The following is a 6704-nucleotide window of genomic DNA, read 5'->3' as shown; positions in this document are numbered from 1 at the left end:
TTTTGGTTACTTTTGGGTCAAGCCAAAAGTGACACGTTAGATCTCATCAGGCGACTCCGAATCCCCACCCCCAGCAGCCGGCTTCTTCGAGATATCCACGGTAGTCTCCCCAGCCTTCTCCGCACGGAGCACCGCTTGCTGAGCCTTGCGAGTAGCCACAGGTTGGAACTCCAGCCCGGCGAAGACATTCTTCAAGTCCTCGCCCGGTATATACTGGATACTAACCCCGGTGATGTTTGTAGATGTGAATTTCTCAAGACTCTCCGCACCCTCGTTGAGGATATGGAGCCGGAATTTACCCAGTTCGCCGAAATCCACCTGTTTCCCCTCTTGGAGGGCATCGAGCAGGTTCTCGACAGTGGAGATCAATACCGCCACCACATCCGCCCGGCTGACGGTGGTTTGCATGGATACCCGGCGGCTCAGCTGCTTGAGCGATAGCTCACCATTGATCTGTGCCGTGGCGTACGCTTTCGCCGGCTCGTCTTTCTTGATAGGATTGGTCCGAAGGGACACGCTGTAATTTAAAGCCATAGATTTGATAATTAAAAATTGATAATTGAAAATTGAAAATGAAATCGATTTGTTTTCGATAACGAATGTACGACATTCGGTTTCCTCTGAAATGAATACCGCTGACAGCGGATGAATAAGGGAGATAAAAGAGGAGATATGCTGAAAAATAAACATCCGTATAGTTGTTCGTGTCGTATGTTTTAAGTATCTTTATACCAATAAGATAAATCTTAAAAATGCGAACGATATGCGAACAGGATATACACAAATCGACGAGTGGCCCGTGCGGCCCTATTCCAAGCGGGAGCTGGCCATGGCCTACGCCCCCGAGATCAGCCCCGTCTCGGCCCTGAACCGGCTGGCGGAATGGATGCGGTATAACGATCGTCTGACCCGGGAGCTTGGTGATACGGGCTACCGCCCGAGGCAACGGGTCTTCACCTCCCTCCAAGTGGAGCTGATCTTCCGTTACTTGGGTCGTCCTTGAGAGGAGACACTGCCACCCGTCGGTATAGGCGAGCGGCGATGCCGGTACTGGCATCAGACAACGCCAGTACTGGCGTAGGGCTGCGACGGTAGTGCTTACGGGCGATGACAGTAGTGGCATTTCCTTCATTCCTTCATTCCTTTGGGCGTCTCTCACGCACACACACGTGCGAGGAGAAAGCGTACTCGCCCCGTGCGGTCTTGATCAGTGTTCCCTTCTCCAGCATCCGTTTGAGGGAGGAGTCGAGTGTTTTCTCGGGTATGCCGTTCTTCGCTGCCTCCTCCACGGCCTGCCGACGGCAGAACATCATTGGGAGGGCATTGAATAAAGCCTGTTCAGGAGAGGTCTGGACAGGGATGGCCTCGGAGGTAGGCAGGAAGCCCAGCACGTAGCTCGAATGGCGGTAAAGAGGCTCTATGAGCGTGAGTACGGCTTGGAAATCCTCGTCGGTGACCCGCAGGTCCAGCTTGGGGACGATACCATCCTTGATATTCTCGATGGGTATCTCCGGGGCGGGGGAGAGACCGGGGGAATTGAAAATGGAAAATTGAGAATTGAAAATTTTTTGTTGGGGAGGGAGGAATTTCTCCAAGGCTCTCAACAGGGCTACTATACTCAGGATCCGGCAGGTATTGATGGCGATACGGGCCACGGCGCTTCGCATGGAACCTCCATAGGCGTAACCGGCGTGGGAGAATAACTGGGCGAACCGTTGGTTGAACAGCTCTTTCTGTTTCTCGGATAGCCTTAGCTGGATCGTTTGGACCGATCCGTTGATCAGGTCCAGTACCTGTTTCCATTGTGTTCCCCATGTGGCGAAGCGTAGGCCGTAATCCTCGCCTTCTGAATCGAATTGGTCCATCCACTCATCGATGGGTGGCATGAAATAGAATAACTGGCGAGAGAACAGGCCGTTCTCCGCCGAGGGGATCAGCGGCTTTACTTGCGCCGGGGTTCCACTTAGCAATACGCTGAGATAAGACTCATCGCATTCCCGGTACTCATGATTAGTACGCCGGTTGAAGGCCAGTCGCTCATGGTCGTGGCATTTACGCAAGGTATCGCTCCAATGGCCGTGATCCGCTCCGATGGCGGTACTCACGGTATCAGCCTCGGTCTCGCAGATCAGCCCCACGCCGTCGGCCTCTATGAGGTTCTCTAGGATACCGGTACCCGAGTTATCGCCGGCTATGAGGAACATCTTGAGGGGCGGTTGTTCCGGCTCGAGCGTCTCGGAGCGTTTCTTGCCGAGTGAGTCCCATCGGTTCTTTTCCTCCCGATAATTCTTTAGGCTGTCTTTGTAGCGGGCCATCATCTCCTCGTGAATAGGTTCAGCTAGGCGCCTGACCCATGTCAAGGCTCCTTTTCCGGAGGCGGGAGGCGCTACGATGAAGGTTTGTAGGCATGGGTACATGTATTTTTGTCCGTATAACACCCGTACCCGCTTGTTCAAGGTGCCCCCGAGTACGGTGAATACTCCCAGCAGGAGTATGTCACGCTGGGCGATGGAGTTCCCGCAATCGATCATCTGCTTGATGAACGGGGGCCACGGATAATCCGGGAAAGCGGGTGGCAAGTCCTCACGTGCGTACGTATGTGCGTGTGTGGGTGTGAGAGGGGCTTGAAGGTTTGAAGGATTCTTGTTCTCCCTCAGGTATTGGCGGAAGGTGTCGGCCAGTTGCTTGTCCGTTTTTACGCCGGCAATCTCGGCCCAGTGGAAGACGGAGCCTAATCCGTTGCGCCCGTTGCCCGCTTTGAGGGCGTGGTCGTATAGCTTGTCCGCTTCTTCGTAGACGTATTTCTCGGACAGGCGGCAGATGCGATGAAAGAACGTCCTTCCCGTTTCCCCGCAATCGTTGGCGGTGGCGAAGGCGATCGGCATATACTCTTGGTAAGTGGGAGCGATGTTCGCCCCTTGGTGTTCGATGGCGGCGACAAGCCGCTCTAAATCTGATAATGGATTCATTTGATTTATAAGTTATAATTTATGATTTAAACTGTCAACTGTCATTTGTCAACTATCAACTCTCCCGCAACTTAGCGGAGGGATCATGGCAGAGGAAACACGCCCGTGAGAGATCGGCGTTTGAGGCATCCGCATTCAATCCGTATTTCCATTTCAGGTATTCCCATGCCGATAGCCGTGCCTTATCAAAAGATTCCTCTATGGAAGCCTTGGGTGAGAGCCGGTAGGGGACGAGCAGTTTCACGCCTGTGGTGCTTGGGCTGACGAAAGCTAGGTCCGGTCTCAGTTTATTATCGGCGAACAAGGTGTCTCGCCAGTGGAGGGTTTCCTCCGGCGAGGGGAGATGGTCGATATCGATGACAAACTCTCCGGAAAGGAATAACAGGCGGTCTTCCTTGCGATAGGAGAAGACCCCGGCCGGTGTGACGTATGGCAGTAAGTTTTGCTTCAGTTTGCGGAACCGTTTCTCGTCGCTCAAAGCGTCCTGTACGCTGAGCGTTCGTTCTTTCAGCCACTCGTTGGAGGTGATATAGGTATGCAACTGTTTGACACTGGTCACGCCACTCGGCACTTGATTGGAGATGGGGGCGTTGAAAAAGGACATGATACATTCTTTCATTAACTCGTTTGATTTAAAGTTTAGGCTGGTAAAGGAAAGGTAAAAGAGTGAGAAAAAACGGTCCGGTAAGTTATTTGCACCTATCGGTAAGTTATTTGCGCATAAAAGTAATTCGGTGACAGGAAAAAGAAGAAGATATGAGTGAAGAGAAAGCGAGCCCGTGTGTGCTGCACATCCATGGCGAGAACATACAGGTGCTGCCCAACGCCATGTTTGCCATTCAATATATTTGCTTGGACCCGGGAGAAAAGCCGGAGGTCGTTTCGGAAAAGGACGTGAGGCCGGATCCGGAGCCGTGTGATTTATTAGCCTCCTATATCCAAGACGAGGAGGTGCGTCACGACTTCGTAAAGCGAATCGCCCAATGCCCGGATGTGGCCACCCTCTGCCAAACGGTGCTGACCGACCTTTTCAACGAGGTCTTTTGCGACTGCGTGGAACCGGCCAAACTGATCAAGAGCAAGGAATTCATCAACGCCATCATCCCCCTGCTCCCCTTCAAGCAAGGCAAGAGCTTGCGCAATATCCGGCGGGCGATCGTGAAGTATGTGCTGGGGGAGGGGTAGGTGTTTTGGTTTATGAATGATTGCATAATTGGATATTTATTTGTTTCTTTGTCAATATTCTATTTTCTTATGAAGTCGAGACAAGAGATCCTAGCGTTATTAAGAGACTTCAAGGTTCGTCAAGGCAAAAAGTACGGAATCTTGAAGATGGGTATCTTTGGCTCTGTAGCTCGTGATCAACAGACGGAAAGCAGTGATGTGGACATTTATTACGAGGGTGAGGCGCAAGGGCTTTTCTCTCTCTCCCATTTGAAAAATGAATTGGAAGAACTGTTGGGAAGCCCGGTGGATATCATCCGTCTTAGAGACCGGATGAATCAGTTGCTTCGTAAACGCATCGAGAGGGAGGGGATCTATGTTTGATAGAGAGTTGGCCTTGGATACCTTATCGCAGATAAAGGATACTCTTTCAATGATAATGGCAAGAACTTCGCATATTCATACGGTTGATGATTTTTATATGAATGAGTCCGGTATGATTCTATTGGATAGTGTTTGTATGAAACTTGTCGCTGTAGGTGAGGCAATCAAAAATCTAGACAAAATAACGAATAAGGAATTACTTCTTAAATATCCGGCTGTAAACTGGAAGGATATTAAAGGGATGAGAGATATCATTGTCCATCATTATTTTGATATTGACGCAAGCGTGATACTTTATAGTCTTCAAAAGGAGGTTCCGGATTTGTACTCCACTATTTGTGTTATGCTGAGGGATTTGTCTCGGTGACTTATCACGATAAATATAGTTTAAACTCATTTTAAATCAAGACACTCGTTTTTTGCCCTACTGGTTTACCGGCGGGATGGGAGTGGTTTGTGTACTTGTCTTTATTCCTAGTAAATCAGAGAATAATAAGCGGATAGCGAAGAATACGCTGTTCCTCTACGTGCGTATGCTCTTTATCATGGAGAGCAATTTTTGTATTAAACACAATTCTTTGTAGCAATGGTAACAGACTCACGAACTTCGAAAAGTATAAAAAATAGTTTGGTAGCCTTGGCTTTTTATTTTATTAATCTGGTTCTTCAATTTTTCTCCCGTAAGGTATTCTTGGGTTATCTTGGGGCAGAGATCTTGGGACTGAATACTACGGCTACCAATTTGCTTCAGTTCTTGAACCTTGCGGAATTAGGAATAGGATCAGCCATTGCTTGTACATTATATAAGCCTTTATTAGAGAAGGATACGGTTGCTATCAATGAGATTGTTTCCTTGCAAGGCTGGTTGTATCGGCGTATCGCATGGATCGTGATAGTGGGAAGTCTCGTGTTGATGGCGTTTTTCCCTTGGATCTTCGCTAAGATGCCGTTACCCTTATGGTATGCGTATGCTTCTTTCGGAGTGCTGCTAGTTAGTGCATTGCTGAGTTATTTTGTTAATTATAAGCAGATCGTTTTATCCGCTGACCAGAAAGAGTATAAGATCCAGTATAGCTATAAGGCCTCGATGTTGATTAAAACCCTTTGTCAGATATTGGCGATTCGATATTTGAGAGACGGTTATGTATGGTGGTTGGTATTGGAGATTGTGTTTGCGATCGTAGCTTCGTTGGTGTTAAATAGAATGGTCCGGCAGACTTATCCATTTCTAGAAACTAAATTAGGACGAGGTCGGGAATTATCGAGAAAGTATCCAGCTATTATTAAGAAAGTTAAGCAATTGTTTTTTCATAAGATCGGTAGCTTTGCTTTGACACAAACTAGCCCGATCATTATTTACGCCTACACTACACTAACTGTAGTGGCGTTATATGGCAATTACATGTTGGTTATCCTTGGGATTCAAACTTTGATGACTGCCATTTTTAATAGCATGAACGCAGGAATTGGGAATTTAGTGGCAGAGGGAAATCGTAAACAGATTATGTCGGTGTTTGAGGAATTATTCTCTGTTCGTTTTCTATTCACTTGTATAATGTGTTTTGGAGTGTTTATGTTGACTCCTTTATTTGTAATACTTTGGGTGGGTAATGAATATGTGATGGATACCATGACATTGCTATTGATGACTGTTACTTTGTTTATTCAATTAAACCGTACGACCGTGGATGCTTATATCAATGCTTATGGTTTGTTTGGTGATATTTTTGCTCCAGTTACGGAGGCTTCTATCAATATCTGTTTGTCTGTGTTATTAGGATATTTTTGGGGGTTAAATGGTGTATTGTTGGGTGTGTTGATAAGTTTATTTCTTGTTGTTTTTTGTTGGAAACCTTATTATTTGTTTCGAAAAGCTTTGAAACAACGATTGAAATTGTATATAATTATGTACGTTAAGCATTTAAGTGTTGCAATTGTTAGTATAATACTTACTTATTCTGTATTGAAATTTGTCCCAATGCACTCATTTGAAAGTGCTTTATCTTCTTTTGTATATGGAGTGTTTATTACGATTTTGTATACACTCATTCTTTTATCTATGTTTTATTTTTTAGGACTTGGTTTGAATCGCTTTATTCGAAGAATTCAAAGTATGATGAATGGGAGAAAATAGTATAGTGATATATAGGTTGTATGATACATTAAAAAGTTAGCTAAGATAGGCTG

At 46.8% G+C, this 6704-nt stretch carries 8 protein-coding genes; 5 read left to right on the top strand and 3 right to left on the bottom strand.

Features of this window, described 5'->3' with window-relative positions:
- Positions 1-36 precede the first annotated feature (36 nt).
- Positions 37-534 (bottom strand): HU family DNA-binding protein, encoded by a 498-nt coding sequence (locus tag QVP94_RS16045; RefSeq protein WP_005855743.1) that lies wholly within the window; start codon positions 532-534, stop codon positions 37-39.
- Between the two features lie 229 nt (positions 535-763).
- Here QVP94_RS16045 and QVP94_RS16040 point away from each other — a divergent pair, with 229 nt between their 5' ends.
- Positions 764-1003, top strand: a complete 240-nt coding sequence (locus QVP94_RS16040; RefSeq protein WP_005855745.1) for a DUF4248 domain-containing protein — start codon at positions 764-766, stop codon at positions 1001-1003.
- Between the two features lie 133 nt (positions 1004-1136).
- Here QVP94_RS16040 and QVP94_RS16035 read toward each other — a convergent pair whose 3' ends face one another.
- Entirely contained in the window at positions 1137-2969 is a 1833-nt protein-coding gene (locus QVP94_RS16035) for a DUF3987 domain-containing protein (protein ID WP_022192976.1), read from the bottom strand.
- Positions 2970-3024: 55 nt separating this feature from the next.
- On the bottom strand, positions 3025-3588 hold the full coding sequence (locus tag QVP94_RS16030) for a BT4734/BF3469 family protein (RefSeq protein WP_005855750.1): 564 nt from the start codon (positions 3586-3588) through the stop codon (positions 3025-3027).
- 137 nt (positions 3589-3725) lie between these two features.
- Between QVP94_RS16030 and QVP94_RS16025 the strand changes: the two genes are divergently transcribed.
- The 4 genes from QVP94_RS16025 to QVP94_RS16010 all read left to right on the top strand — a co-directional run bounded on the left by QVP94_RS16025 (position 3726) and on the right by QVP94_RS16010 (position 6651).
- A complete protein-coding gene (locus QVP94_RS16025) occupies positions 3726-4154 on the top strand; it encodes a hypothetical protein (protein ID WP_005855752.1) in 429 nt (142 codons plus the stop codon).
- A gap of 69 nt (positions 4155-4223) precedes the next feature.
- Positions 4224-4517, top strand: coding sequence for a nucleotidyltransferase family protein (locus tag QVP94_RS16020; protein ID WP_022192975.1), 294 nt, complete (start codon positions 4224-4226; stop codon positions 4515-4517).
- Positions 4518-4572: 55 nt separating this feature from the next.
- Positions 4573-4884, top strand: coding sequence for a HepT-like ribonuclease domain-containing protein (locus QVP94_RS16015; RefSeq protein WP_229036893.1), 312 nt, complete (start codon positions 4573-4575; stop codon positions 4882-4884).
- A gap of 219 nt (positions 4885-5103) precedes the next feature.
- A complete protein-coding gene (locus tag QVP94_RS16010) occupies positions 5104-6651 on the top strand; it encodes a lipopolysaccharide biosynthesis protein (protein WP_130882263.1) in 1548 nt (515 codons plus the stop codon).
- Positions 6652-6704: the final 53 nt, after the last annotated feature.

It is taken from the genome of Parabacteroides sp. CAG:2 (genome assembly GCF_000436315.1).
Lineage (GTDB): Bacteria > Bacteroidota > Bacteroidia > Bacteroidales > Tannerellaceae > Parabacteroides > Parabacteroides distasonis.
The sequence above is the reverse complement of the archived record's forward strand: the minus strand, read 5'-3'. Positions and strand labels throughout refer to the sequence as shown.

Coding starts and splice junctions, on each gene's coding strand:
- QVP94_RS16045 (WP_005855743.1), bottom strand. CDS start 534: ATGGCTTTAAATTACAGCGTGTCCCTTCGGACCAATCCTATCAAGAAA.
- QVP94_RS16040 (WP_005855745.1), top strand. CDS start 764: ATGCGAACAGGATATACACAAATCGACGAGTGGCCCGTGCGGCCCTAT.
- QVP94_RS16035 (WP_022192976.1), bottom strand. CDS start 2,969: ATGAATCCATTATCAGATTTAGAGCGGCTTGTCGCCGCCATCGAACAC.
- QVP94_RS16030 (WP_005855750.1), bottom strand. CDS start 3,588: ATGAAAGAATGTATCATGTCCTTTTTCAACGCCCCCATCTCCAATCAA.
- QVP94_RS16025 (WP_005855752.1), top strand. CDS start 3,726: ATGAGTGAAGAGAAAGCGAGCCCGTGTGTGCTGCACATCCATGGCGAG.
- QVP94_RS16020 (WP_022192975.1), top strand. CDS start 4,224: ATGAAGTCGAGACAAGAGATCCTAGCGTTATTAAGAGACTTCAAGGTT.
- QVP94_RS16015 (WP_229036893.1), top strand. CDS start 4,573: ATGGCAAGAACTTCGCATATTCATACGGTTGATGATTTTTATATGAAT.
- QVP94_RS16010 (WP_130882263.1), top strand. CDS start 5,104: ATGGTAACAGACTCACGAACTTCGAAAAGTATAAAAAATAGTTTGGTA.